General features: G+C 64.9%; 22 protein-coding genes. 15 read left to right on the forward strand and 7 right to left on the reverse strand.

From position 1 onward, the window contains the following. Positions 1-83: 83 nt before the first annotated feature. The 3 genes from BMY06_RS05275 to BMY06_RS05285 all read right to left on the reverse strand — a co-directional run bounded on the left by BMY06_RS05275 (position 84) and on the right by BMY06_RS05285 (position 6,914). Positions 84-2,246 (reverse strand): TonB-dependent siderophore receptor, encoded by a 2,163-nt coding sequence (locus BMY06_RS05275; protein ID WP_074981901.1) that lies wholly within the window; start codon positions 2,244-2,246, stop codon positions 84-86. Positions 2,247-2,443: 197 nt separating this feature from the next. Then, positions 2,444-3,376 (reverse strand): response regulator transcription factor, encoded by a 933-nt coding sequence (locus BMY06_RS05280; RefSeq protein ID WP_074982186.1) that lies wholly within the window; start codon positions 3,374-3,376, stop codon positions 2,444-2,446. Positions 3,377-3,443: 67 nt separating this feature from the next. Next, on the reverse strand, positions 3,444-6,914 hold the full coding sequence (locus BMY06_RS05285; protein WP_074982185.1) for a hybrid sensor histidine kinase/response regulator: 3,471 nt from the start codon (positions 6,912-6,914) through the stop codon (positions 3,444-3,446). A 202-nt stretch (positions 6,915-7,116) separates the two neighbouring features. On the opposite strand from BMY06_RS05285, the gene urtA reads away from it, so the two are divergent. From urtA to BMY06_RS05330, 9 genes are all read left to right on the forward strand, one after another. After that, entirely contained in the window at positions 7,117-8,391 is a 1,275-nt protein-coding gene (urtA, locus tag BMY06_RS05290; protein WP_065060960.1) for an urea ABC transporter substrate-binding protein, read from the forward strand. Between the two features lie 55 nt (positions 8,392-8,446). Continuing rightward, positions 8,447-9,364 (forward strand): urea ABC transporter permease subunit UrtB, encoded by a 918-nt coding sequence (gene urtB, locus BMY06_RS05295; protein ID WP_074981902.1) that lies wholly within the window; start codon positions 8,447-8,449, stop codon positions 9,362-9,364. Positions 9,365-9,441: 77 nt separating this feature from the next. After that, a complete protein-coding gene (gene urtC / locus BMY06_RS05300; protein ID WP_065061041.1) occupies positions 9,442-10,611 on the forward strand; it encodes an urea ABC transporter permease subunit UrtC in 1,170 nt (389 codons plus the stop codon). A 3-nt stretch (positions 10,612-10,614) separates the two neighbouring features. Further along, positions 10,615-11,358, forward strand: a complete 744-nt coding sequence (gene urtD, locus BMY06_RS05305) for an urea ABC transporter ATP-binding protein UrtD (RefSeq protein WP_065060958.1) — start codon at positions 10,615-10,617, stop codon at positions 11,356-11,358. A 46-nt stretch (positions 11,359-11,404) separates the two neighbouring features. Further along, positions 11,405-12,094: an urea ABC transporter ATP-binding subunit UrtE gene (gene urtE, locus BMY06_RS05310; protein WP_065060957.1), complete on the forward strand. Its 690-nt coding sequence runs from the start codon at positions 11,405-11,407 to the stop codon at positions 12,092-12,094. 61 nt (positions 12,095-12,155) lie between these two features. Beyond that, entirely contained in the window at positions 12,156-13,394 is a 1,239-nt protein-coding gene (fmdA, locus tag BMY06_RS05315; protein WP_065060956.1) for a formamidase, read from the forward strand. Positions 13,395-13,432: 38 nt separating this feature from the next. Further along, complete coding sequence (locus BMY06_RS05320; protein ID WP_065060955.1) at positions 13,433-13,768, forward strand: FmdB family zinc ribbon protein; 336 nt, start codon at positions 13,433-13,435, stop codon at positions 13,766-13,768. 77 nt (positions 13,769-13,845) lie between these two features. Beyond that, on the forward strand, positions 13,846-14,871 hold the full coding sequence (locus BMY06_RS05325) for an aliphatic amidase (protein ID WP_065060954.1): 1,026 nt from the start codon (positions 13,846-13,848) through the stop codon (positions 14,869-14,871). A gap of 166 nt (positions 14,872-15,037) precedes the next feature. Beyond that, positions 15,038-15,784: an SDR family NAD(P)-dependent oxidoreductase gene (locus BMY06_RS05330; RefSeq protein ID WP_065060953.1), complete on the forward strand. Its 747-nt coding sequence runs from the start codon at positions 15,038-15,040 to the stop codon at positions 15,782-15,784. Positions 15,785-15,850: 66 nt separating this feature from the next. Here BMY06_RS05330 and BMY06_RS38470 read toward each other — a convergent pair whose 3' ends face one another. After that, positions 15,851-16,114 (reverse strand): hypothetical protein, encoded by a 264-nt coding sequence (locus BMY06_RS38470; protein WP_124263104.1) that lies wholly within the window; start codon positions 16,112-16,114, stop codon positions 15,851-15,853. Between BMY06_RS38470 and BMY06_RS05335 the strand changes: the two genes are divergently transcribed. From BMY06_RS05335 to BMY06_RS05360, 6 genes are all read left to right on the forward strand, one after another. Then, positions 16,113-16,967: an ABC transporter ATP-binding protein gene (locus BMY06_RS05335; RefSeq protein ID WP_065060952.1), complete on the forward strand. Its 855-nt coding sequence runs from the start codon at positions 16,113-16,115 to the stop codon at positions 16,965-16,967. The two genes, BMY06_RS38470 and BMY06_RS05335, sit on opposite strands and share 2 nt — an antisense overlap. Further along, positions 16,964-17,782 carry an ABC transporter permease gene (locus BMY06_RS05340; RefSeq protein ID WP_074981903.1) on the forward strand — a complete coding sequence of 273 codons (819 nt, stop codon included), beginning with the start codon at positions 16,964-16,966 and terminating at the stop codon, positions 17,780-17,782. The genes BMY06_RS05335 and BMY06_RS05340 overlap by 4 nt, the downstream gene beginning before the upstream one ends. Then, the gene (locus tag BMY06_RS05345) at positions 17,779-18,747 is read left to right on the forward strand and encodes an ABC transporter substrate-binding protein (RefSeq protein ID WP_065061040.1); all 969 of its coding nucleotides are present in this window, start codon (positions 17,779-17,781) and stop codon (positions 18,745-18,747) included. Before BMY06_RS05340 ends, BMY06_RS05345 begins: the two co-directional genes overlap by 4 nt. Before the next feature lie 61 nt (positions 18,748-18,808). Continuing rightward, the gene (locus tag BMY06_RS05350) at positions 18,809-20,134 is read left to right on the forward strand and encodes an amidase (RefSeq protein ID WP_074981906.1); all 1,326 of its coding nucleotides are present in this window, start codon (positions 18,809-18,811) and stop codon (positions 20,132-20,134) included. 46 nt (positions 20,135-20,180) lie between these two features. Beyond that, positions 20,181-20,846, forward strand: a complete 666-nt coding sequence (locus tag BMY06_RS05355) for a GntR family transcriptional regulator (protein WP_074981907.1) — start codon at positions 20,181-20,183, stop codon at positions 20,844-20,846. 12 nt (positions 20,847-20,858) lie between these two features. Beyond that, positions 20,859-22,373 (forward strand): amidase, encoded by a 1,515-nt coding sequence (locus tag BMY06_RS05360; protein WP_074981909.1) that lies wholly within the window; start codon positions 20,859-20,861, stop codon positions 22,371-22,373. Here the strand turns inward: BMY06_RS05360 and BMY06_RS05365 are convergent. From BMY06_RS05365 to BMY06_RS38475, 3 genes are all read right to left on the reverse strand, one after another. Beyond that, positions 22,363-22,725: a cupin domain-containing protein gene (locus BMY06_RS05365; RefSeq protein ID WP_074981911.1), complete on the reverse strand. Its 363-nt coding sequence runs from the start codon at positions 22,723-22,725 to the stop codon at positions 22,363-22,365. The genes BMY06_RS05360 and BMY06_RS05365 overlap by 11 nt on opposite strands. Before the next feature lie 58 nt (positions 22,726-22,783). Then, complete coding sequence (locus BMY06_RS05370; protein WP_074982188.1) at positions 22,784-23,848, reverse strand: polyamine ABC transporter substrate-binding protein; 1,065 nt, start codon at positions 23,846-23,848, stop codon at positions 22,784-22,786. A gap of 224 nt (positions 23,849-24,072) precedes the next feature. Next, the gene (locus BMY06_RS38475; protein WP_065060946.1) at positions 24,073-24,300 is read right to left on the reverse strand and encodes a hypothetical protein; all 228 of its coding nucleotides are present in this window, start codon (positions 24,298-24,300) and stop codon (positions 24,073-24,075) included. Positions 24,301-24,336: the final 36 nt, after the last annotated feature.

Here is a 24,336-nt window from a genome sequence, read left to right on the forward strand (position 1 = left end):
CGTCTTCCTGATGGCCTTTCACGGCTGCGCACAACCTCCGCGCGCAGCCGCCTCACTTCCTTCAGTCTTCGCTCAGTCTTCGCTCAGTAGCGATACCCGAGCGTGAGCATCACCGCGCGGTCGTCGCCGAGCGCCACGGCATTGCTCAAGCCGCCCGTGTAGTAATGCCGGTTGAAGATGTTGCTCAGACGCAGCGCCGCGTGCCAGCGCGGCGCGCTATAGCCCACGCCCACGTCGCTGACCACGAAGCCCGGAATCGTGTAGCCGTACGCGTACATACTGCTCTGGCCGCGCACGCCGCCGTTGATTTCCCAGCGATACAGCTCGCCCGGCAGCTTGTAGCGCGCGAACACGTTGAAGCTGTGACGCGGCACGTTGTTGATGCGCGTGCCGTCGGTCGAAGGCGTCTGGCCGCCGTCGTCGGCGATCACGGCCGAGGTGTACGCATAGCCGCCCGTCACGCTCAGGTGATTGGTCGGCGCGGTGTTGAAGCTGAATTCGAAGCCGCGCGAATGCTCCTCGCCCACGGCGATGCTGTAGCCGTCGTTGTTCGGATCGTCTTCGAGCACGTTGCGGCGGCGCAGATCGAACGCCGCGACCGTCACGCTAGTGCGGCCTTTTTCGATGTCGAACTTCACGCCCGCTTCCCACTGCTTGCCCGTTTCCGGATCGAACGCGCTGCCGTTCACGTCCGCGCCGCTGTTCGGATAGAACGAAGTCGCGTAGCTCACGTACGGACGCACGCCCGGCAGCAGTTCGTACATCAGCGCGACCGAGCCCGTGGTCGCGCTCGACGGATTGCCGCTACGCGTGTCCTTGAGTTCGTTCAGCACGTCGCTCGACGCGTTGTCGTAACGCACGCCCGCGAGCACGCGCCAGCGCTGGCCGAGCGCGATCTGGTCGCGCGCGTAGAAGCCGAGATCGCGGATCGTGGTGTACGTATGCGTCTTCGGCGTGGACGGGCAGGTGATCGTGCCCGTGTAAGCCGGGTCGTACATGTTGATGGAACCGACCGTGCAGGTGGTCGAGGCGGCGTCTTCGCGACCGCGCATGTAGTCGATGCCGAAGGTCACTTCGTGGCGGCCGAGCGCGGTATCGAAGGTCTTTTGCGCGTTGTTGTCGAGCGAGATCGTGTCGCCGGACCATTGCGAATCGGTGGCCGTGCGGCTCAGCGTATAGCCGTTCGAGGCGACCTTGCCGTTGGCCACCAGCTGGCCGCCGAGCGAGAACTGCTGCCAGCGGAAGTTCTGGTTGACGGTCCAGCCCGAATCGAAGTGATGGGCGAAGCTGTAGCCCACGCGCGCCTCGTGACCCGAGTACGGCTGCTGGTCGGGCTCGCCCGTGAAGGTGCTGCGCGAGAGGCTGCCGTTCTTGTTCGCGAGCACCGAGCCCGACCACGGCAGGCCTTGCTGGCGGATGTAATTGCGTTCCTGATAGCTGGTCAGGATCGTGAATTCCGTGCGTGGACCGAGATCGAGCGACAGCGACGGCGCGATGTAGCGATTGCGCGACCAGACGTAATCGGTGGCGTCGTTCGAATTCATCGCCAGCGCGTTGATGCGGAACGCGGCCTTGCCGTTCTCCGAGAGCGGCGTGCCCATGTCGACGCTGCCCTGGTAGTAGCCGTGGCTGCCGACGGTGGCGTCCACATCGGCGAAGGTGTAGTCCACCGGGCGCTTGCTGACTTCGTTGACCATGCCGCCGGGCAGCACGAGGCCCGAGAGCAGCGTGGCCGGACCCTTGAGCACTTCGATCTGCTGCAGGCCGAAGGTCTCTTCGGCGAAGCGGTTGTTGATGGCGGCGCGCAGGCCGTCGAGGTAGACCGAATCCGACGCGGTCTGGCCGCGAATGATGAAGTCGTCCCAGCCGCGCCGGCCATAGGTGCCCGAGATCACGCCGGGCACGTCGTGCAGCGCGTCGTTGAGCGTCTGGACCTGCTGCGCGTCCATCAGATCGCGCGTCACCACGCTGATCGACTGCGGCGTTTCCTTCAAGGGCACCGACGACTTCGTCACCTGCGCGGCGGCGGGCATGTCGAAGGCCGCGCGCGGCGCGCCGCTCGCGCTGATCTTGACCGTGGGCAATTCGCCGTTGCCGGCGGCGCTTGCGGGCGCATCCGCGCCAGCTTTCTGCGGGCTTTCTGATGCAGCGCTGGCGGCATCGGCGGAAGCGGCTTGCGCGAGCACGAGCGTTGGGGTGGCGGAGAAGGCGAGCAGCAGTGCAGCGTAGATCTGGCGGTGACGCATTGAAAAGAACCCCAAGCTAAATGCGAATCATTATTAATTGAGTTGCGCATCCTACTACGGGTAATTACCTACAATCAATGCGTGTTGTATCGGTGCAAATATTTACGACAGGGTTGCATTCGGCTGACGAACCGGCTTCGCGGTGCTAACGAGAATGCACACAAAACGGTACCAAAAGGTTCCGTTTTACGCGGATCTCAGGCGCGATCGAGCGTCTTGATCGCCACGCCCGCCGCCGCCGCGCGCGTCTCGACATGCAGTTTGCGGAACAGATGTTCAAGATGCTTGTTCACCGTGCGCGCCGCCATGCCGAGGATGTCGCCGATATCGCGGTTGGTCTTGCCGCGCGAGACCCAGAGCAGCACTTCGGCTTCGCGCGCGGTCAGGCCGAAGCGCTCGGCGAGCGCATTGCGATGCACGGTGTCGTCGGTTTCCTTGAGGATGACGATCCACTCGCCCGGTTCCGGTGCGGGCGTCGCGCTGGCCGAGCGCCGCACGTGGCCCGAGGTGAATTCGTGGACGGCGTCGCTCTGTGCGCCGCGCGCGAGCCAGTCGACGAACCAGGTGAGCAGCGACGGCGGCAGCTTCGGCTGCGCATCGTCGCCATCGTCGGCATCGCGGATGGTGGCCGTATCCGTGCGACCGGTGTCGTAGGCCGCGATCTGATGCGCGGCCTGCGGACTCTGCCAGCGGATCGCGCCGTCCGCGCCGACGATCAACGCCGCGCGCGCGTCGAGCGACAGCGCCGCCTGCGCGTAAAGCTGCGCGCGCGAACGCTGCACATGCGCGCCGATGCGCGCGCACAACTCCTCGGGCCGCACCGGCTTGGTCACATAATCGATGCCGCCCACGCGAAAACCGCGCACCACGTGCTCGGTCTCGGTCAACGCCGTCATGAAGATCACGGGCAGATGCTCGTGCCGCGCGTCCTGCTTCATGCGGCGACAGGTTTCGAAGCCGTCCATGCCGGGCATCATCGCGTCGAGCAACACCACGTCGGGCGTCACGCGCGCGAGACGCTTGAGGGCGTCCTCGCCCGAGAGCGCGACCAGCACCGCATAGCCGTGCGCCTGCAGCGTATCGGAGAGAAACGCGAGGTTGTCCGGCGTATCGTCGACGATCAGCACCACGGGGCGGTCGCGCAGCCAGACGGCCGCGTCGTCCGTGCGTGGCGTTGGCGCAAGCGCGGCGTGCGCGTCAAGTGGCGCCGCGCGCAAGTCGGTCGAGTTCATGCTCGAGTTCCCTTAACTGAAAACCTTCGGCCAATGCGCGCAGCACGTCGATCTGATCCTGCAACGCGGGCCAGGTCGCGTGCGCGGCATTGAGCTGTTCGACCACGCCCTGCACGTAGCCGACTTCAAGATGCGCATGCAGATGGTCGATGAGTTCGAGCGGCCACGCGGCAGGCGCGGGCGGCGCGTCCGAAGTCGACAAAGCGGGCTTCGCGTGGTCGGCCGCAGTCGCGTCCGGCAGCGCGGGCGCGCTCGTCTCGGACGCGATCCACTCGAACGCGAGCAATTGCGCGAGCTTGTCGAGCAGCAGATTCACCTGCAAGGGCTTCACCAGATAACCCGCGCAACCGGTCGCGCTCGCGCGCTCGCGGTCGTCGGCGAACGCGTTGGCCGAGAGCAGCACGATGGGCGCGTTCGAGAGCTGGTTTTCGGAGATCAGGCGGCTGGTTTCGTAGCCGTCCATCAGCGGCATCGAAATATCCATGATGATCGCGTCCACCGTATGCGTGGCGAGCCAGCGCAGCGCGTCGGTGCCGCTGGCCGCTTCGGCGACGTCGAAGCCGAGCGGCGTGAGCAACTGCACGACGATGCCGCGCTGATCGTCGAGATCGTCGACCACGAGAATCGCGCGGCGCGCGCCCGTGTAGCCGCGTATCGACGCGAGTTCGGTATGCGTGGCAGCGGCGCTGTCGACGGCGGGCGCGAACAGGCGCACCACGAAGCGCGTGCCGCGCCCGACTTCGCTGTCCACTTCGAGACTGCCGCCGAGCGCCTGCGTGAGCAAGCGGCAGATCGTGAGGCCGAGGCCCGCGCCGTGATCGTGCGCGTGCGCCGCCACGCCGCGCTCGAACGGTAAAAACAGGCGCTCCATTTCGGCGGGCGGAATGCCGGGGCCGGTATCGGCGACTTCGAATTTGAGCGTGTCGAGCACGTGGCTCACGCGCAGCGTGACCGTGCCGCTCGACGTAAAGCGAATCGCGTTGCCGATCAGATTGGTGAGGATCTGGCCGACGCATTTCTGGTCGGTGCGCACGGTGGCGGGCAGGCGTCCGACTGTCTGCACGTCGAAGGCGAGCGCTTTTTCGAGCGCCTGCGGACGCAGCATCGACGTCACGTGCGCGACGAAATCCGCGAGCGGTACCTTGGCGATATTCAGTTGCAGCTTGCCCGCCTCGATGCGCGCGACGTCGAGCAAACCGTCGACGAGCGCAAGCAGATGCTCGCCGCTGCGATGGATCGTACGCACCGCGTTGTAGCGCGTGGGCGTGAGTTCGTCTTTCGCCTGTAACAGCAATTGCGCGTAACCGAGAATGCTGTTGAGCGGCGTGCGTAATTCGTGGCTCAGGCCGGACACGTAGCGGCTTTTCGCCTGGTTCGCCGATTCGGCCGCGGCGGTCGCGCGCTTGAGCGCCGCGTCGGTTTTCTGGTGCGCGTCGATTTCGAGCATCAGCAATTCGTTTTGCCGCTGCGATTCTTCCTGCGTGACGCGCCGGCTTTCGCGCTCCAGCACGAACCACCACGCGGCGATGCAGCCGACCAGCGAGAGCGCGAGAAAGATCTTCAGAAAGCTGCTCGCAATCGCGTGGCCGATGGCAGGGCCGACGATCGAATCGGCGGCGGCCACTGAAGTCGCGCTCTGCGACCAGATCAGATAGAGCACGCTGCCGAGCACGGCGAGCATCGCGAATACGAGACTCGCGTAATGAATCAGACGCAGCGCGGCGGGACCGAGCCGCGCGCCGGGCAGCACGCGGTGCAGCGCGCGGTCGGCCTGCGAGGCGAAGCGCGCGTGCGGTTTGCAGCGGTCGTGGCAGCGCGAATCGAGCGAGCAGCACAGCGAGCAGATCGTGCCGCCGTAGGCGGGGCAGTACGCCGTGTCGTCGGGCTCGAAGCTGTTTTCGCAGATCGCGCAGCGCAGCGAGGTGGCGTCGCCGGTCGGTTGCGCCGCGCGCGCGATGTAGTAGCGTCCGCCCGTGATCACCGCGAGCACGGGCGCGCACGCGAACGCCACGCCGAACGCGATGAACGACGACATCGCCTTGGCGAGCACGCCGAACAGGCCGCTGTGCGCGAGCATCGCGACGGCGGCCGCGATCAGCATCGCGCCCACGCCCACGGGATTCACATCGTAGAGATGCGCGCGCTTGAACTCGATATGGCGCGGGCTATAACCGAGCGGCTTGTTGATGACGAGATCGGCGAACAGTGCGCCGACCCACGCAATCGCGATGTTCGCGTAGAGCGAGAGCACCTTGCCGATCGCGTCGAACACGCCCATTTCCACCAGCAGCAACGCGATCATCACGTTGAACACGAGCCACACCACGCGGCCCGGATGACTGTGCGTGAGCCGCGCGAAAAAATTCGACCACGCGAGCGAGCCCGCATACGCATTGGTCACGTTGATCTTCAACTGCGAGACGATCACGAATAGCGTCATCGCGGGCAGCGCCCAGCTCGCGAGCCCGAACGGATCGAGCAGCAGGTGATAGGCGACGAGATACATCTGCGTGGGCTGCGCCGCGTGGCTCGCATCGACTTCGTACTGCAGCGCGACGAAGGCGAGAAACGCGCCGCCGAGCATCTTGAGCGCGCCCGGCACGATCCAGCCCGGTCCCGCCGAGAGCAGTGCGAGCCACCAGCGCGTGCGGTTTTTCGCGGTCAGCGGCGGCAGAAAGCGCAGATAGTCCACTTGCTCGCCGACCTGCACGATCAGCGCGAACACGACCGTCGACGCCTGACCGAACGCGATCAGACTGAACGCGCGGCCCTGCGGCGCGAAGCCCGCGAAGGTGGTCCATTGCGCGAGCAGATCGGGGTGATGCCAGAGCACGGCGGCGTAGGGCAGCACGAACAGCACGAGCCAGAGCGGCTGCGTCCAGCTTTGCAGGCGGTTGATCAGCGTGATGCCGAACATGACGATCGGGATCACCACGAGCGAACTCACCACGTAGGCAATCGCCAGCGATATGTGGAAATAAAGCTGGAGCGCGAGCGACATGATGGCCGCTTCGAGCGCGAAAAAAATAAACGTGAACACCGCGTAAAGCAGCGAGGTGACCGTCGAGCCGATATAGCCGAAGCCCGCGCCGCGCGTGAGCAGGTCCATGTCCACGCCGTAGCGCGCGGCGTAATAGCTGATGGGCAGGCTCGTCAGCCAGATCAGCACGGAGACCGCGGCGATGGCCCAGAACGCGTTGGTGAAGCCGTAATTGACGACCAGACTGCCGCCGATCGCCTCCAGCACCAGAAACGACACCGCGCCGATTGCGGTGTTGGCCACGCGCAGCTCCGACCAGCGCCGGAACGAACGCGGCGTGAAGCGCAGCGCGTAGTCCTCGAGGGTTTCGTCGCCGACCCAGGCGTTGTAGTCGCGGCGCACCTTGACGATGCGTTGCGTGCTGGGCGCGCCCAGTGACGGGTGACTCTGGGACATGACGATGTTCCGGATTGGTGCGAAAGCGGCGGAAACCGCGGCGGCGCGCGGGATCGCAGTGCGATGCAAATTACATTCCAGTGCGCGCGCCGGGAATACGTCAATCGACGTATTCCGGTCGTCAATTTGGCTTTCTACATTGCGTCCAACCCTCGACCCAGCCCGCAGCGTTCAGCGCCGGGCACCCGATAAGGAGAACGTGATGTCCGCAGACGATCGATTCGATGACGATGCCCCGATGCCCTCGCCGCTGCGCCGGAAAATGCTCGGTGGCCTGGCCGCCGCGCCGCTGATGGCGATGGGCTTCTCGCGCGGCGCGTTTGCGCAAACGCCGCCCACCGCGAAGGTCAACACCACGGGCCTCGCGGTCACGGACACCACGGTGACGGTCGGCCAGCTGCACTCGGCCACGGGCACGATGGCGATTTCGGAAACCGGCTCGATCCAGGCCGAACGTCTCGCCATCGAGCAGATCAACGCGATGGGCGGCGTGCTGGGCCGCAAGGTGCAGATCATTCAGGAAGACGGCGCGTCCGACTGGCCGACCTTCGCCGAAAAGTCGAAGAAGCTGCTGGAGAACGATCACGTCGCGGCCGTGTTCGGCTGCTGGACCTCGGCCTCGCGCAAGGCGGTGCTGCCGGTGTTCGAGAAGGACAACGGCCTGCTCTATTACCCGACCTTCTACGAAGGCCTCGAACAGTCGAAGAACGTGTTTTACACGGGCCAGGAAGCGACCCAGCAGATTCTCTGGGCGCTCGACTGGGCCTCGAACACCAAGAAAGCGAAGACCTTCTTCCTGATCGGCTCCGACTACATCTGGCCGCGCACGTCGAACAAGATCGCGCGCCGCCATATCGAACAGCATCTGCACGCGAAGGTGGTGGGCGAGGAGTATTACCCGCTCGGCACGACCGAGTTCGCCTCGCTGATGAACAAGATCAAGCTCGCGCGCCCGGACTGCATCTTCGCGACCGTGGTGGGCGGCTCGAACGTGGCGTTCTACAAGCAGCTCAAGGCCGCGGGCATCACGCCGCAGAAGCAGTTCCTGCTGACGCTCTCGGTCACGGAAGACGAAGTGCTCGGCATCGGCGGCGAGAATTTCGCGGGCTTCTTCTCGTCGATGAAGTACTTCCAGTCGCTCGATAACGAGAACAACAAGAAGTTCGTGGCGGCGTTCAAGGCGCGCTATGGCCAGAAGTCGGTGATCGGCGACGTCACGCAGGCCGCCTATCTGGGCCCGTGGATCTGGAAGGCCGCGTGCGAGCGCGCGGGCAGTTTCGACGTCGACAAGGTGGTCGCGCATTCGGCCGGTATCGAAGTGGCGAACGCGCCGCAGGGCTACGCGAAGGTCGATCCGAACCATCACCTGTGGAGCCGTTCGCTGATCGGCGAAGGACAGGCGGACGGCCAGTTCAAGGTCGTGGCGCAGTCGGAGCAGCCGATCCAGCCGAATCCGTTCCCGAAGGGCTACATGTAATCCGTCAACCGCAGCGGCGCGGCGGCGCACGACGCCGCCGCGCGAGGAGCGTTCGATGTCCGCTACCGATATTTTCAACATCACGCTGATGCAGGGCTTCGCCGGTCTGAGCCTCTTCAGCGTCCTGCTCCTGATGGGGCTCGGGCTCGCCGTGATCTTCGGCCAGATGGGCGTCATCAATATGGCGCACGGCGAATTCATGACGATCGGCGCCTATACGGTCTACATGTTTTCGTGGTTCTCGCAGAACGTCTGGCACGCATTCACGCCCGTGTATTTCTTCTTCGCGATTCTCGCGGCGTTCGCGCTGGCGTTCGCGGCGGGCTGGCTCGCCGAATGGGCGCTGATCCGCCATCTCTACAAGCGCCCGCTCGACACGCTGCTCGCCACCTGGGGCCTGAGCCTCGGCATGCAGCAGGTGTTTCGCTCGACCTTCGGGCCGAAGGAAGTGAGCCCGGCGCTGCCCGACTGGCTGATGGGTTCGTGGGAGCCCACGCCCGGCCTCGACATACCGGTGAGCGGCATGTTCGTGATGGGTCTCGCGCTGCTGATGACGGGCGGCCTGCTGCTCGCGCTCTATCGCTCGCGCTGGGGCCTGCGCGTGCGCGCCACGGTCGCGAACCGGCCGATGGCGAACGCGGCGGGCATCAACACGCGGCGCACCGACCGCATGACCTTCGCGATCGGCTGCGGCATCGCGGGCGTGGCGGGCGCGGCCTTCACGGCGATCGGCTCGACGGGACCGACGAGCGGCTCGCTCTATATCGTCGATTCGTTTCTGGTGGTCACGTTCGGCGGCGCGGCGAGTCTGCTCGGCACCGTGGCGTCGGCGTTCGGCATCGCGCAGATGCAGTCGATCAGCGAGTTCTTTCTCTCGGGCTCGATTGCGCGCGTGCTCACGCTGCTGACCGTCGTGGTGATTCTCATGCTGCGTCCGCAAGGTCTGTTCGCTTCGAAGGTGCGGCGCGTTTAAGCCGCGCAGAAGCCGCGTTAAAGCGTACGTCTTTGCACAAGCCTCATTCACACAGCTTCATTCGTATGGAGATGGACATGGAACCCATCCAACCCACGGCGGGCGGCGTATCCCCGCGATCCGGCCAGGGCGCGCCGCCGGCCGGCTGGCGCGCGCGCCTCGCGTGGCTCGACGCTTCGGGCTACGCGGGCATCGTGCTGCTCGCGCTGGTGATCGTGGTCGTGTTTCCGCTCGCGCTCGACACGTTCCGCCTGAACCTGATGGGCAAGTACCTGACCTACGCGTTCGTGGCGATCGGCCTCGTGATCGCGTGGGGCTACGGCGGCGTGCTCAGTCTCGGCCAGGGCGTGTTCTTCGGCCTCGGCGGCTACGCGATGGCGATGTTTCTCAAGCTCGAAGCGTCCGATCCGGCCGCCACGCGCACGCAGACCACGCCCGGCATTCCGGACTTCATGGACTGGAATCAGCTCACCGCGCTGCCCGCGTGGTGGAAGCCGTTTCACTACTTGCCGTTCTCGATACTCGCGGTGCTCGTGGTGCCCACGGCGCTCGCGTTCGTGATCGGCTACGCGATGTTCAAGCGGCGCGTGGGCGGCGTGTACTTCGCGATCATCACGCAGGCCGTCGCGCTGATTCTCTCGGTGCTGATCATCGGCCAGCAAGGTTATACGGGCGGCGTGAACGGCATCACCGACCTGCGCACGCTGCTCGGCTGGGACATTCGCACCGATCACGCGAAGCTGGTGCTGTACTTCGTGAACGCCGCGCTGCTGATCGGCGCGCTGCTCGCCTGCCGCTGGGTCCAGCGCAGCAAGCTCGGCACGCTGCTGCTCGCGATGCGCGACAAGGAAGACCGCGTGCGCTTCTCGGGCTACGACGTCGCCATGTTCAAGGTGTTCGCGTTCTGTCTCGCGGCGATGCTGGCGGCCATCGGCGGCGCGATGTTTACGCTGCAGGTGGGCTTCATGTCGCCGTCGTTCGTGGGCATCGTGCCGTCGATCGAAATGGTGATCTACGCGGCCATCGGCGGGCGCATGTCGCTGGTCGGCGCGGTGTACGGCGCGATTCTCGTCAACCTCGGCAAGAGCTGGTTCTCGGAGAGCTTTCCGAATCTCTGGCTCTATCTGATGGCGGCGATGTTCATCGGCGTGGTGATGGTGTTTCCGAACGGGCTCGCGGGCCTCTACGAAGAGCACGTGCGCCCGCGCGTGCGGCGGCTGCTCGGCGCGGCGAACAAGGAGGCATGAAGCATGAGCAATACCGACTTTCTGCTCGCGATCGAAGACCTGACCGTGTCGTTCGACGGCTTCAAGGCGATCGATTCGCTCAATCTCTATCTCGAACGCGGCGAGCTGCGCGTGGTGATCGGACCGAACGGCGCGGGCAAGACCACGCTGCTCGATCTGATTTGCGGCAAGACGAAGGAAACGGCCGGCAGCATCAAATTCCGCAACGAGGAGATCACGAATCTCGCGGAATTTCGCCGCGTGCGCAAGGGCATCGGCCGCAAGTTCCAGACGCCGTCGATCTACGAAAACCTGAGCGTGGCGCAGAACCTCGAAGTGTCGTTTCCGCGCGGACGCAGCGTGTTTGGCGCGCTCGCCTATCGCGAAGACGCCGAAGTGGCCGACCGCGTGCGTGACGTCGCCGACGAAATCGGTCTGGCCGCCGCGCTCGATATGGAAGCGGGATTGCTCTCGCACGGCCAGAAACAGTGGCTCGAAATCGGCATGCTGCTGATGCAGGATCCCGAACTATTGATGCTCGACGAACCGATCGCGGGCATGAGCGTGCGCGAGCGCGAACTGACCGCCGATCTGCTCGATCGAATCTGCCGCAATCGCTCGATGATCGTGATCGAGCACGACATGGCGTTCGTCGAGCGTATCGCGCACAAGGTCACGGTCATGCATCAGGGAAAGATTCTCGCGGAAGGGCCGATGGCGCAGGTGCAGGCCGATCCGCGCGTGATCGACGTCTATCTGGGCCACTGAGTTGGCCACCGAGTCGGCAAACGAACGACAACACGGAGAACACATCATGCTGGAAGTCGACGATCTCGTCGTCAGCTACGGCCAGAGCGAAGTGCTGCACGGCATCGGCTTTTCCGTTTCGCAAGGCGAAAGCGTGGCCGTGATGGGCCGCAACGGCATGGGCAAGACCACGCTGTTCAAGGCGCTGATCGGCATGCTGCCCGCCAATCGCGGCACGGTGCGCGTGGGCGGCGCCGACGTCTCGAAGGACGAGAGTTACCGCCGCGTGTCGAAAGGCATCGCCTACGTGCCGCAAGGCAGGCAGATTTTCGCCTCGCTGAGCGTCGAGGAAAACATTCAGACGGGCCTCGAAAACGCGCAGAGCCAGCGCGTGCCCGACGAACTTTACGCGCTGTTTCCCGTGCTGTTCGACATGCGCAAGCGCAAGGGCGGCAATCTTTCGGGCGGCCAGCAGCAGCAACTCGCGATTGCGCGCGCGCTCGCGACCGACCCGAAAGTGCTGCTGCTCGATGAGCCGACCGAAGGCATCCAGCCTTCGGTCATCAAGGACATCGCCAAGGCGCTCAATCAGATTCGCACGAGCCGCAACATCGCCATCGTCGTGTCGGAGCAGGTGTTGAGCTTCGCGCTCGACGTGGCCGACCGGCTCTTCGTGATCGAAGGCGGGCGCTTCGTGCACCAAAGCACGCGCGATGCGGGCGACACCGACCGCATCCGCGAATACCTCTCCGTCTGAGCGCGGCGCGGCGTTCGCGCGCCGCGCCGTATGTCAATCCGCGAACCCAGGAGCGAACGCAATGCCCGACACTCTCATCAAGGTCGATCTGAACCAGTCGGCCTACGAAAACGAACAGGTGCACAACCGCTGGCACCCCGACATTCCGATGGCCTGCTGGGTGAAGCCCGGCGACGACTTCATCCTCGAAACCTACGACTGGACCGGCGGCTTCATCAAGAACGACGACAGCGCCGACGACGTGCGCGACATCGACCTGTCGATCGTGCACTTTCTCTCCGGCCCGGTGGGCGTGCACGGCGCGGAGCCGGGCGACCTGCTCGTGGTGGATCTGCTCGACATCGGCGCGAAAGCGGACAGCCAGTGGGGTTTCAACGGCTTCTTTTCGAAGACGAACGGCGGCGGCTTTCTGACCGATCATTTCCCGAGCGCGCAAAAGTCGATCTGGGATTTTCACGGTGTCTACACGAGTTCGCGCCATATTCCGGGCGTGAATTTCGCCGGCCTGATTCACCCGGGTCTGATCGGCTGCCTGCCCGATCCGAAACTGCTGGAAACGTGGAATGCGCGCGAAACCGGCCTGATCGCCACCGATCCGGAACGCGTGCCGCCGCTTGCGAATCCGCCGTTCGCGGCCACGGCGCACATGGGCAAGCTCGCGGGCGAAGCACGCGACAAAGCCGCCGCGCAGGGCGCACGTACGGTGCCGCCGCGCGAGCACGGCGGCAATTGCGACATCAAGGATCTGTCGCGCGGCTCGAAGGTGTTTTTCCCGGTCTACGTGGATGGCGCGGGCCTTTCGGTCGGCGATCTGCACTTCAGCCAGGGCGACGGCGAAATCACGTTCTGCGGCGCGATCGAAATGGCGGGCTGGGTGCATATGCGCGTGAACGTCATCAAGGGCGGCATGGCGAAATACGGCATTCGCAATCCCGTGTTCCAGCCGAGCCCGATCACGCCCAATTACAACGATTACCTCATTTTTGAAGGCATTTCCGTCGACGAGCAGGGCGGCCAGCATTATCTCGACGTGACCACCGCGTATCGCCAGGCGTGTCTGAACGCGATCGAATATCTGAAGAAGTTCGGCTATTCCGGCGCGCAGGCGTATTCGCTGCTCGGTTGTGCGCCGGTGCAGGGGCATATCAGCGGCGTGGTCGATATTCCGAATGCGTGCGCGACCTTGTGGCTGCCCACGCAGATCTTCGATTTCGACATTCGCCCGAACGCCGACGGCCCGATCCAGCACATTCAGGGCGGCGTGGATCTGCCGTGTTCGCCGGATCTCGTGAAGGCCTGATTCCGGATTCTCGCCGACGTCATTCAAAGGAAGCTGTCATGCCGATCTACGACTTCGAGTGCGCAAGCTGCGGGCCGTTCTCCGTCATGCGCCGCATTGCGGACCGCGAAAAACCGTGCCGTTGTCCCGACTGCGGCGCGGAAGGCGGACGCGTCATCAGTGCGCCTTCGCTGGCGCTGATGGCGAACACGCGCCGCGCGGCGCACGCGACCAACGAACGCGCCGCGCACGCGCCGCGTCAGTCCGGCGACGGTCCGCCACTGCGTCATCGCGCGGGCTGCAGTTGCTGCTCGGGCGGCGCGGCGAAGCTCGCGGGCGCGGCGTCGGACGGTCTCAAACGGCCGGCGGGACGGCCCTGGATGATCAGCCACTAAGGTGTGCCGCGCGCGAACCGCTGCCCGCAAGCGGCGGCCTTCGCGCGCGGCATCAACGCATTCAAGGAGGAAGCATCATGCGACATGGTGATATTTCGAGCAGCCGCGATTGTGTGGGCGTTGCGGTGGTCAACTACAAGATGCCGCGTCTGCACACGAAGGCGGAGGTGCTCGACAACGCGCGCCGTATCGCCGATATGGTGGTCGGCATGAAGCAGGGTTTGCCGGGCATGGACCTCGTGGTATTTCCCGAGTATTCCACGCACGGCATCATGTACGACCGCCAGGAGATGTTCGATACGGCGTCGACGATTCCCGGCGAAGAGACCGATATTTTCGCGGCGGCGTGCCGCAAGGCCAATGTGTGGGGCGTGTTCTCGATCACGGGCGAACGTCACGAGGAGCATCCGCGCAAGGTGCCGTACAACACGCTCGTGCTGATCGACAATCGCGGCGAGATCGTGCAGAAGTACCGCAAGATCATGCCGTGGACGCCGATCGAAGGCTGGTATCCGGGCGATCGCACGTATGTGTCGGACGGTCCGAAAGGCCTGAAAATCAGCCTGATTATTTGCGACGACGGCAATTATCCGGAGATCTGGCGCGACTGCGCGATGAACGGCGCGGAGTTGATCGTGCGCTGCCAGGGCTATATGTATCCGGCGAAAGAGCAGCAGGTGATGGTCGCGAAAGCGATGGCGTGGATGAACAACACCTATGTGGCGGTCGCGAACGCCACGGGCTGGGACGGCGTGTATTCGTACTTCGGCCACTCGGCGATCGTGGGCTTCGACGGGCGCACGCTCGGCGAATGCGGCGAAGAGGAAATGGGGGTGCAATACGCGGAACTGTCGCTCGGCATGATCCGCGACGCGCGCCGCAACATGCAGTCGCAGAACCATCTGTACAAGCTGCTGCATCGCGGCTATACCGGCACGATCCATTCCGGCGACGGCGCGAACGGCGTGGCGGATTGCCCGTTCGGTTTCTATCGCGATTGGGTGGCCGACCCCGAGGCCACGCGCCGACGCGTGGAAGCGCTCACGCGCAGCACGCCCGGCACGGCGGAGTGCCCGATCGACGGGATTCCACACGAAGACTGAGCGCTGTCGAGGCTTTGTCCACGACGCGCATTGTTCGGCAAATGCGGCCACTCCATTCGTCGCCAGGCCCTTTTTCGCTGCACTGGCACCCTCTACATTGTGGTTCGGCACCGACGCAAGCCGCAGCGCGGCGAGCGAACGGTTCAACCCACATTGGAGGTTTGTCATGGCCAGGCTCGAAGGAAAGGTCGCGCTCGTTACGGGCGCATCGAAGGGAATCGGCGCGGCGATCGCCCGCGCGCTCGCGAAAGAGGGCGCGTCGGTCGTGGTGACGTATGCGAGCAGCCAATCCGGCGCGCTGGCGGTCGTCGAGCAGATTCAGGCTGCGGGCGGCAAGGCGACGGCGGCAGGCGGCGACGTCTCGCAGCCCGCCGACGCCGCGAAGCTCGTGCAAACGGCCATCGACGCGTTCGGCCGCCTCGATATCGTCGTGAACAATTCGGGCGTGTATGCGTTCTCGCCGGTTGAGGACATCACCGCCGAGGAGTTCCATCGCCAGTTCGACACCAACGTGCTCGGGCCGCTGCTCGTCACCCAGGCGGCCGTGAAGCATCTGGGCGAAGGCGCAAGCATCATCAATATCAGTTCGGGCGTCACGCGCATCACGCCGCCCGCGAGCGCGATCTACACCGGCACCAAGGGCGCGCTCGACGCGATCACGAACGTATTGGCGCTGGAGCTTGCCCCGCGCAAGATCCGCGTGAACGCGATCAATCCCGGCTACGTTGAAACCGAAGGCACGCATAGCGCGGGCATTACCGGCTCGGACATGGCCGCGGACTTCATCGCGAAGACGCCGCTCGGCCGCGCGGGCCAGCCGCAAGATATCGCCGATGTCGCGGTGTTCCTCGCTTCCGACGAAGCGCGTTGGCTAACCGGCGAGCATCTGCTGGCGGCGGGCGGTATCCGCTAATCGTCGATTCCGGCAGTAAGACGCGCCGCCCGCGATCTCGCTGGCGGCGTTTCTATTTTGATTTCGCTAGTCTCGTTGTTTGCGCGCGGTTTCTTTTTCGACGCGCGCCCCCTGTTCACACGTCTCCCCGAAAAGCGCACCATCGCACGGCGTTTGCACGCCGCTCTGGTGCGATTCGCGCCCGCGAATCCGCATTGACGCACCATCATCGAGCAGGTGAATTCCCGATTGCGCGGAATTTATTTTTTCACTTGCGTCGTGGTTTTTTGACTGTGCACTATGTGTTGTGCACAGCACAAACGTACGCCACGTACCGATGAGGATGTCCATGAGTGTCTCAGCCATTGCAACCCCGCACGCGGGGAACATCGCTTCGACGCATGCGTCGGGTACGGACCGCCTGAAGGTCCAGCAACTCAGTCACGCATTTCGGACTGCCGATGGTGTCGACGTGCCGATCTTCGAACGGCTCGATTTCAGCGTGCGCAGCGGCGAGATCGTCTCGATTGTCGGCCGCAGCGGCGCGGGCAAGAGCACGCTGTTCAATCTCGTCTCGGGGCTCATCAAGCCGCAGTCGGGGCAGATCAGCGTGGGCAAGCGCGACGACGGCAGCGCCGGGCGCATCGCCTACATGCTGCAAAAAGACCTGCTGATGCCGTGGCGCACGGTGCTGCAAAACGCCGTGCTCGGCATCGAGCTGTATCGCAAGGTCAAGCGCGCCGACCTCGAACGCGCGCGCCAGATGCTCGCGCGTTACGGCCTCGGCGCGGTGGCCGACGCGTATCCGCATTCGCTCTCGGGCGGCATGCGCCAGCGCGTGGCGCTCACGCGCACGCTGCTGGTCGATCCCACGCTGGTGCTGCTCGACGAACCGTTTTCCGCGCTCGACTACGAGACGCGTCTCGCGCTCGAAGACGATGTGATGGCGTTGCGCCAGCAGAGCGGCACGAGCGTCGTGCTCGTCACGCATGACATCGAGGAAGCGATTGCGATGAGCGACCGCGTGATCCTGCTGGGCGGCCGCCCGGCGCGTATCGAAGACGACATCGACGTGCGCCTGACCACGCAGGGCGCGCGCACAGCGGTCTCGGCGCGCGAGGCGCCCGAGTTCCGCACCTACCATTCGCGCGTCTGGAACGGACTGCGCAGCCATACCATCCAGCACGCGGGAGCCACGGCATGAGCGATATTGCGATCTCCTCCAACGGGCCCGCACGGCGGCGCGCGAAGCCGCGCCGCGCGGCGAAGCTCGGCACCACGGGCGCGGTCGCGCTCATCGTCGTGGCGCTGATCGCGCTGTGGCAGGTGGCGGTCACGGCGGGCTGGATCAACGGCAAGCTGCTCGGCTCGCCCGCGGGCATCTGGCAGGCCGCGCAACAAGGCCTGAACGGCGGCACGCTGATACCCGACACGCTCGTCACGCTCTACGAAACGGTGGTGGGCCTCGTGGTGGGCAGCGGGCTCGGGATCGGCCTCGGGCTGCTGCTGTGGTTCGTGCCGCGCGTGTCAGGCGTCGCTGAAGGATTATCAGTCATCCTGAACAGTATTCCGAAGATCGCGCTCGGTCCGCTGATCGTCATCTGGTTCGGCTCGGACATGACGTCGAAAGTCTGGCTCGCGGGCATTTCCACCTTCGCCGTGGCGATGATCTCGTCGTGTGCGGCGGCGCGCGAAGTCGACAAGGATCTGCTCAACCTGTTCCGCTCGTTCAACGCGAAGCCTTCGATGATCTTCACGAAGCTGATCGTGCCGGGCGCGCTGCCGTGGGTGTTCTCGACGCTGCGCGTGAACATCGGCTTCGCGCTGATCGGCGCGGTGGTGGGCGAGTACATCGCTTCGCAGGCAGGACTCGGGCATGAGGTGTTCGTCGCCGGATCGCTGTTCGATCTGAATACGGTGTGGCTCGGCATTATCGTGCTCACGCTGATGGCGACGCTGCTGGGCTGGATCGTTCAATTCACGGAAGCAAAGGTCATTTCATGGAAGTCAACACGATGAAACGAGTAAGCGCGATTGCCATTGCGGCGGCAGTGACGGGGTTGAGCGTTCAGGTGTCCGCGCGGGCGGCGGAACCGGTTACGGTGTATCAGGCTTTTCAGTCGATTCAGTATCTGCCGCTTTACGTGGCGATCGACAAGGGGATCTTCGCGAAGAACGGTCTCGACGTGAAGAAGGTCACGGCGGGCAGCGGCGCGGCGGGCGTGGCGGCGGTGATCGGCGGCCATGCGGACTTCTCGCTGCAGGATCCGATGACGGCCGTGCTCGCGAACCTCAAGGGCGCGAACGTGATGGCCGTCGCGAACGTGGTGGCGGGCGTGCCGGTGTGGGTGATCGCGCCGCCGGACGCGGGCGTGCATCAGCCCGGCGACATGTCGAGCAAGAGCGTCGCCACGGCGTTGCCGCCGTCGACCAGCACGTATCTGCTGCAACGGCTCATCAAGGATCAGAAGATCGAGAAGGTGTCGCTGAACACGGTGCAACTGGGCACCGAACTCGCGCCCGTGAGCGCGGGCCGCAGCCAGGCGGCGGCAGTCTACGAACCGCAGGCGGACACCGGCATCGCGCAGGGCTACAAGGTCGTGTACGGTTTCCCGAAGGCCTATCCGGGCGGCTATGCGTTCTCGACCATCGACACGGCGGCGTCGACCATCAAGGACAAGCCGCAGATGGTGGCGGCGTTCGTGAAGTCGATCGGCGAGGCCGAGGCGCTGATTCATCAATCGCCGGACACGGCGAAGGCGGTCGCGAAGACGGAATTTCCCTCGCTCGACGCGAAGATCGTCGACGCGGCCGTGGGCCGCCTGATCGATCAAAACATTTACGCGCCGACGCCCGAGATTTCCGAGCAGGCGTTTCGCAATGCGCTCGATCTGCAGGAGTCGATCGGCAATATCAAGCCTGGCAGCGTGAGCTATGCAAGTGCCGTCGACAATTCGTTTGCCGCGGCCGCCGCGAAGAAGTAAGCGCCGCGATGCCCGTTATCGCGTCGGCGCGCTGCGCCGACGCTTCGAATGGAAGGACAGGATGAACGAAGCCAACCCGTCGTTCGTGACGGCGCTGATCGCGCAGCGCGGCAATCCGGCCGCGAGTCGCGCGCGGCTCGACGAAGCCGTGGCGCGCGCCGAGGCGCTCGAATCGCTGCACGTTTTCACGCATCGTCCGGATGCGTACGTCGAGCCCGACGCGTATGCGCCGCTCGCGGGTCTGCCCGTGGGCGTGAAGGACCTGATCGACACCGTCGATATGCCGACGTGCTACGGCTCGCCGATCTGGCGCGGCCATCGTCCGCAAGCCGATGCGCCGATCGTGACGCAACTGCGCGAACTCGGCGCGCTGGTGTTCGGCAAGACCGTGACGACCGAATTCGCCTGGCGTCAGCCGGGGCCGACCGTGAATCCTTGGCGTCGCGATCATACGCCCGGCGGATCATCGAGCGGATCGGCGGCGGCTGTGGGCGCGGGCATCGTGCCGCTTGCGCTCGGCACGCAGACGGTGGGATCGGTGATCCGGCCCGCCGCGTACTGTGGCGTGGTGGGCTACAAGCCGAGCTACGGCACGATCTCGCGCGAGGGCGTGCATGCGCTCGCCGCGTCGCTCGATCACATCGGCTTCTTCGCGCGCGACGTGGAAGTGGCGGCGCTCGCGCACGCGCTGTTCGTCGCGCAGCGCGTGGAAGCGATCGACAGCGTCGACGCCTGGCAGGCGTGGTTCGCGCCGCTCGCTGCGCCGCCGCGTCTCGGTGTCGTACGCACGCCGTTCGACGCGCGTTTGCAGGACATGCAGAAAGTGAATTTCGACGCCGCGCTCGCGCAGTTGCGCGCGGCGGGCGCGGAGATCGTCGAGATCGAATTCGAGGCCGATTTCGAACAGATCGTCGACGCGTTGCAGGTGATTCTGCGCGTGGAAGCGTGGCACGCGGTCGGGCCCGAGGCGCGCGCGCATCGCGAGCAGTTGAGCGCGCATATGCGTGCGCTCGTCGATGAGGGCGCGGCGATGCCCGAGGCGCGTTATCAGGCCGCGCTCGAATTGCAGGCGCAATGGCGCGCGCGCTCGGCGCAACTGCTCGCGGGCTGCGATGCACTCGTGAGCGTGCCCGCCACGGGCGTCGCGCCGCAAGGTCTCGACGACACCGGCGACCCCACGTTCTGCGCGCCGTGGAGTCTGCTCGGCATGCCGGCCGTGACGGTGCCGTCGGGTTGGACCGATGCGGGTTTGCCGCTGGGTTTTCAGACCATCGGCGCGTTTGGCGAGGATCTTGAGACGCTGCGCGTGGCGGCGTGGATCGAGCAGGTGATCGGCGCGCGGCGCGAGCTTGAGCTTGCCGCGGCGAGCACCGAGGCGATCGCGTAGCGTCGACGATAGCGACCAAAGCGACCAAAGCGACCAGGGAGACAGCATGGGCAAGCCGTATCGCACGATTCAGGAATACGTACTCGGCACGCTGCGCGCGGAGATTTTGCAGGGCGTCTACAAGGCGGGCACGCGCATGCGCCAGGAGGAAGTGGCAAAGCGGCTCGGCGTGAGCACGACGCCCGTGCGCGAAGCGTTCCGCGATCTGCGCGCCGAAGGGCTGGTGGCGATCGATCCGAACAAGGGCGTGGAAGTGCGCGGCCTCACCGCCGACGACGTCAGCGAAATCTACGAGCTGCGCATGCTGCTCGAACCGATGCTCGCGGCGCGTGCGTGTCTGCGCGCGAGCGCCGCGCAACTCGACGCGGCGCAGGCGAGCCACGATGCCATGAGCCAGGCCGCGCCCAGTTCCGAGCAATGGGCCTTGCTCAACGAGGATTTTCATCAGCATCTGATGCAGTGCGAGGCGCACACGCGGCTGTTCGAAGTCGTGCGCGGGCTGTCGTTGCTGGCGCGTCCGTATGTGTCGCTGTCGATGTACGTGCAGCCGGATATCATGGCGAGCAATAACGACGAGCACGCGCATCTGCTCGCGGCCTGGCGCGCGCGCGACGCCGCCGCCGTGCAGGAGCAGACGCGCGTGCATCTGCTCAACACGCGCGATGCGATCGTCGCCTGCGTCGATCAATCGGCGCGCGCGCTGGCGGCTTGATGGAAGGTTCGAATGTCTGTTTCACTGGCTGATTTATCCGCCGTCGACGCGCGGCGTCTGATCGGCAACGGCGAGCTGTCGCCGGTCGAATTGCTCGACGCGTGTCTCGCGCGCATCGAATCGATCGAGCCTGCCGTCAACGCGCTCGCGGCCACGGCGTTCGAACGCGCACGCGACGAAGCGCGTCGTGCCGAACAGGCTGTCGTGCGCGGCGAGGCGCTGGGCGTGCTGCACGGTTTGCCGATCGGTGTGAAGGATCTCGAAGAGACGGGCGGCTTGCTGACCACTTACGGCTCGCCGCTGTATCGCGATCATGTGCCGGTCAGCGATAACGCTTTCGTCGCGCGTTTGCGCGCGGCGGGCGCCATCGTCGCGGCCAAAACCAATGTGCCGGAAATGGGTGCGGGCGCGAACACGCGCAACGCGGTCTGGGGCGCGACGGGCAATCCGTTCGACACGCGGCTGAACGCGGGCGGGTCGTCGGGCGGCTCGGCGGTCGCGCTCGCCACCGGTATGCTGCCGCTCGCCACGGGTTCGGATCTCGGCGGCTCGCTGCGCATTCCGGCCGCGCTCTGCGGCGTGGTGGGCTATCGCGCGTCGCCGGGGCTCGTGCCCTCCGAACGCCGCGTGCTGGGCTGGGCGCCGAACTGGGTCAGCGGCCCGATGGGGCGCAACGTCGCCGACGTGCGGCTGCAACTGGCCGCCGTGGCCGGTCATGCGAGCGCCGATCCGCTTAGCTATCCCGCAACGCTCGACGCCTTCGCGCGCGAACCGCGCCTCGACCCTTCGACGCTGCGCATCGGCTATACCGAAGATTTTGGCGCGTGCGCCGTCGATGCGTCGATTCGCGCCACGTTCCGCGCGAAGATCGAACGCCTCTCGCGCATCGTGGCGCAGTGCGAGCCGATCGACCTTGATTTGCGCGAAGCGCATCGCGTGTTCGACGTCGTCCGCGCGCAGGAATTCGTCGCGAGCCTGCGCGAAACCTATGAGCGCGATCCGTCGCTGCTCGGCGCGAATACGCGCACGAATTACGAAATGGGCGGGGCGCTCACACTCGCCGACGTCGCGCGCGCCGAGACGCAGCGCACGGCGTTGTATCGGCAATTTCAGGCGCATTTCTCGCGCTACGACGTGATTGTTTCGCCGGTCTCGCCGGTCACGCCGTTTGCGTGGACGACCTCGCATTGCGAGTCGATCGACGGCACGCCGCTCGAAAATTATTATCGATGGGTCGCGCTCACTTATGTTGTGACGGTGTTGACGAATCCATCGATGTCGCTGCCTTGCGGCATCGATCACGCGGGCATGCCGTTCGGTCTGCAACTGATCGGGCCGATGCGCGGCGACGCGCGCCTGCTCGACGCGGCGCAGGCGCTCGAAGTCGCGTTCGCGCGCGAACCCACGCTCGCGCGCCCGGTGCCGGATCTCGCCGCGTTGCGCGGCACGCCCCATCAGGCGCGCGCCGCGCTGCGTTCGATCGTCACCGATCCGCCTCGCTTGCGCGACGCATCGCTCAACCTTTGAACTCGACCGAGACGAACACTTTGCGGCACGGCTCGACCACTTCCCACGTCCCCTGAAAACCGGCGGGTATCAGGAAGCGGTCGCCCGCGCGCACGGTTTTTTCCGCACCCGATTCATCGCGCAGCACCGAGACGCCTTCGAGAATTTCGCAATACTCGTTCTCCGTGAAATTCACGCGCCAGCAACCGCGTTCGCTGGTCCAGATGCCCGTCGACAGTTGTCCGCACGGGCTCGTGAAATGCATGTCGGCCGATTGACGCGGTCGGCCGGAAAGCACGACTTCGGGCTTCGGCTCCCATTCGAGCGTTTCTTTCGCGGGGTGCGAGTAATCGACGATATCCAGAATGCGCATGATGTTGGCAATAAAAAGGTGAGAGAAACAAAGCGGCGCGCGGCGGCGAATCAAGTCCTTACGTGCCCGATTTCAATTGCGCCCACAAACGGTTTTGCAGCCGCATGATCGCTGCCGGTTGCGGACGCATGACGGTCATCTTGTCGATGACTTCGTCGGAAGGAAACGTGCTGGCATCTTTCATGATCGCCGTTTGAACCAGCGGATACGACGCACGATTCGCGGTCGGATAAAACACTTCGTTGGTGATGCCGGCGCTCGTTTTCGGATCTTCGATGTAATTGATCCATTTGAGCGCCGCTTCGGGATGCGGCGCGTCTTTCGGAATCGCCATCATGTCGAACCAGAGCAGACCGCCTTCCTGCGGATTCACGAACTGAATCTGATAGTGGCGCTTCGCCTCGATGGCGCGCCGACGTGCGATACCGGCATCGCCCGAATATGCCACGGCGATGCACACGTCGTTATTCGCGAGGTCGTTGATATAGCCCGACGAATTGAACTGCGTGATATAGGGGCGCACTTTCTTCAGCACTTCGTAGGCCGCGGTGTAATCGGCGGGATTCGTGCTGTTCGGATTGCGATGCAGATATTGCAGCACGGCGGGAAATACGTCCGATGCCGAATCGAGAAACGACACGCCACAGTTTTTGAGTTTCGAGAGATTCTCGGGATCGAAAACCAGCGCCCATGAATCGGGCGGCGTCGCGCCGCCGAACGCCTTTTGCACTTCCTGTGCGTTGTACGCGACGCCGTCCGTGCCCCACGCCCACGGCACGCCGTATTGATTGCCGGGGTCGGCGTCGCTGACCATTTTCATCAGATGCGGGTCGAGATTCGCGAGATTCGGCAATTGCGATTTATCGAGCTTCTGATACACGCCGGCCTCGATCTGCCGCGCCATATACGCCGACGATGGCACGACCACGTCGTAACCGGAACTGCCGGCGAGCAGTTTGGCTTGCAGCGTGTCGTCGCTGTCGTAGCTGTCGTAACGCACCTTGATGCCGGTCTGTTTCTCGAACGTGGGCACCGTGTCCTGCGCAATGTAGTCGGACCAGTTGTAGACGTTGACCTGTGCGTCGTCCGCCATGGCGGGCTGGACGGCGGCGAGCGCGAGCATCGTGGCGGCGCACGTCACGGGGACGGTGCGTTGGAGCGTGTCGTGAAGTTTCATCCTGCTTCCCTGGAGTTGATTCGAAGACGGCATGCGCGTCTTCGCGCCCGGCATCCGCGTGAACGGACGAGGCGTACGTGATGACCGGCATCGCGTGCGATCGCGTGGCGCGCAGCAAGGCCGCACAACGCGAAGCGGCGCGATATCAGACGAACGGGGCGGACAGCAGGCTAGGGCTTGGGCAGCAGGGAGGCGATTTCGTCTTTACGAACGCCGATGAAATCGCAGCTCATGGCCGAATGATGGCGGCGCACGGAGCGAATGGAGATGACCGTGTCGATCGAGCAATAGCTGCACGGCCGGGCGACGTGGCTGGCGCCTGAAACAATCGTGCTGCGCATGGCGAGAAAGCCGCCACGTCCTCGATCGTACTGTATCAAGGGGCCACGAATTTTCATGATCTAAGGCGCACGGGTCGAAGCACAGGAGCGTCG

Source organism: Paraburkholderia tropica (genome assembly GCF_900109265.1).
Classification (GTDB): Bacteria; Pseudomonadota; Gammaproteobacteria; order Burkholderiales; family Burkholderiaceae; genus Paraburkholderia; species Paraburkholderia tropica.

Excerpts from the sequence above, each read along its gene's own strand:
- BMY06_RS05275 (WP_074981901.1), bottom strand. The coding sequence starts at position 2,246 with ATGCGTCACCGCCAGATCTACGCTGCACTGCTGCTCGCCTTCTCCGCC.
- BMY06_RS05285 (WP_074982185.1), bottom strand. The coding sequence starts at position 6,914 with ATGTCCCAGAGTCACCCGTCACTGGGCGCGCCCAGCACGCAACGCATC.
- urtA (WP_065060960.1), top strand. The coding sequence starts at position 7,117 with ATGTCCGCAGACGATCGATTCGATGACGATGCCCCGATGCCCTCGCCG.
- urtB (WP_074981902.1), top strand. The coding sequence starts at position 8,447 with ATGTCCGCTACCGATATTTTCAACATCACGCTGATGCAGGGCTTCGCC.
- urtC (WP_065061041.1), top strand. The coding sequence starts at position 9,442 with ATGGAACCCATCCAACCCACGGCGGGCGGCGTATCCCCGCGATCCGGC.
- urtD (WP_065060958.1), top strand. The coding sequence starts at position 10,615 with ATGAGCAATACCGACTTTCTGCTCGCGATCGAAGACCTGACCGTGTCG.
- urtE (WP_065060957.1), top strand. The coding sequence starts at position 11,405 with ATGCTGGAAGTCGACGATCTCGTCGTCAGCTACGGCCAGAGCGAAGTG.
- fmdA (WP_065060956.1), top strand. The coding sequence starts at position 12,156 with ATGCCCGACACTCTCATCAAGGTCGATCTGAACCAGTCGGCCTACGAA.
- BMY06_RS05320 (WP_065060955.1), top strand. The coding sequence starts at position 13,433 with ATGCCGATCTACGACTTCGAGTGCGCAAGCTGCGGGCCGTTCTCCGTC.
- BMY06_RS05325 (WP_065060954.1), top strand. The coding sequence starts at position 13,846 with ATGCGACATGGTGATATTTCGAGCAGCCGCGATTGTGTGGGCGTTGCG.
- BMY06_RS05330 (WP_065060953.1), top strand. The coding sequence starts at position 15,038 with ATGGCCAGGCTCGAAGGAAAGGTCGCGCTCGTTACGGGCGCATCGAAG.
- BMY06_RS05335 (WP_065060952.1), top strand. The coding sequence starts at position 16,113 with ATGAGTGTCTCAGCCATTGCAACCCCGCACGCGGGGAACATCGCTTCG.
- BMY06_RS38470 (WP_124263104.1), bottom strand. The coding sequence starts at position 16,114 with ATGGACATCCTCATCGGTACGTGGCGTACGTTTGTGCTGTGCACAACA.
- BMY06_RS05340 (WP_074981903.1), top strand. The coding sequence starts at position 16,964 with ATGAGCGATATTGCGATCTCCTCCAACGGGCCCGCACGGCGGCGCGCG.
- BMY06_RS05345 (WP_065061040.1), top strand. The coding sequence starts at position 17,779 with ATGAAACGAGTAAGCGCGATTGCCATTGCGGCGGCAGTGACGGGGTTG.
- BMY06_RS05350 (WP_074981906.1), top strand. The coding sequence starts at position 18,809 with ATGAACGAAGCCAACCCGTCGTTCGTGACGGCGCTGATCGCGCAGCGC.
- BMY06_RS05355 (WP_074981907.1), top strand. The coding sequence starts at position 20,181 with ATGGGCAAGCCGTATCGCACGATTCAGGAATACGTACTCGGCACGCTG.
- BMY06_RS05360 (WP_074981909.1), top strand. The coding sequence starts at position 20,859 with ATGTCTGTTTCACTGGCTGATTTATCCGCCGTCGACGCGCGGCGTCTG.
- BMY06_RS05365 (WP_074981911.1), bottom strand. The coding sequence starts at position 22,725 with ATGCGCATTCTGGATATCGTCGATTACTCGCACCCCGCGAAAGAAACG.
- BMY06_RS05370 (WP_074982188.1), bottom strand. The coding sequence starts at position 23,848 with ATGCTCGCGCTCGCCGCCGTCCAGCCCGCCATGGCGGACGACGCACAG.
- BMY06_RS38475 (WP_065060946.1), bottom strand. The coding sequence starts at position 24,300 with ATGAAAATTCGTGGCCCCTTGATACAGTACGATCGAGGACGTGGCGGC.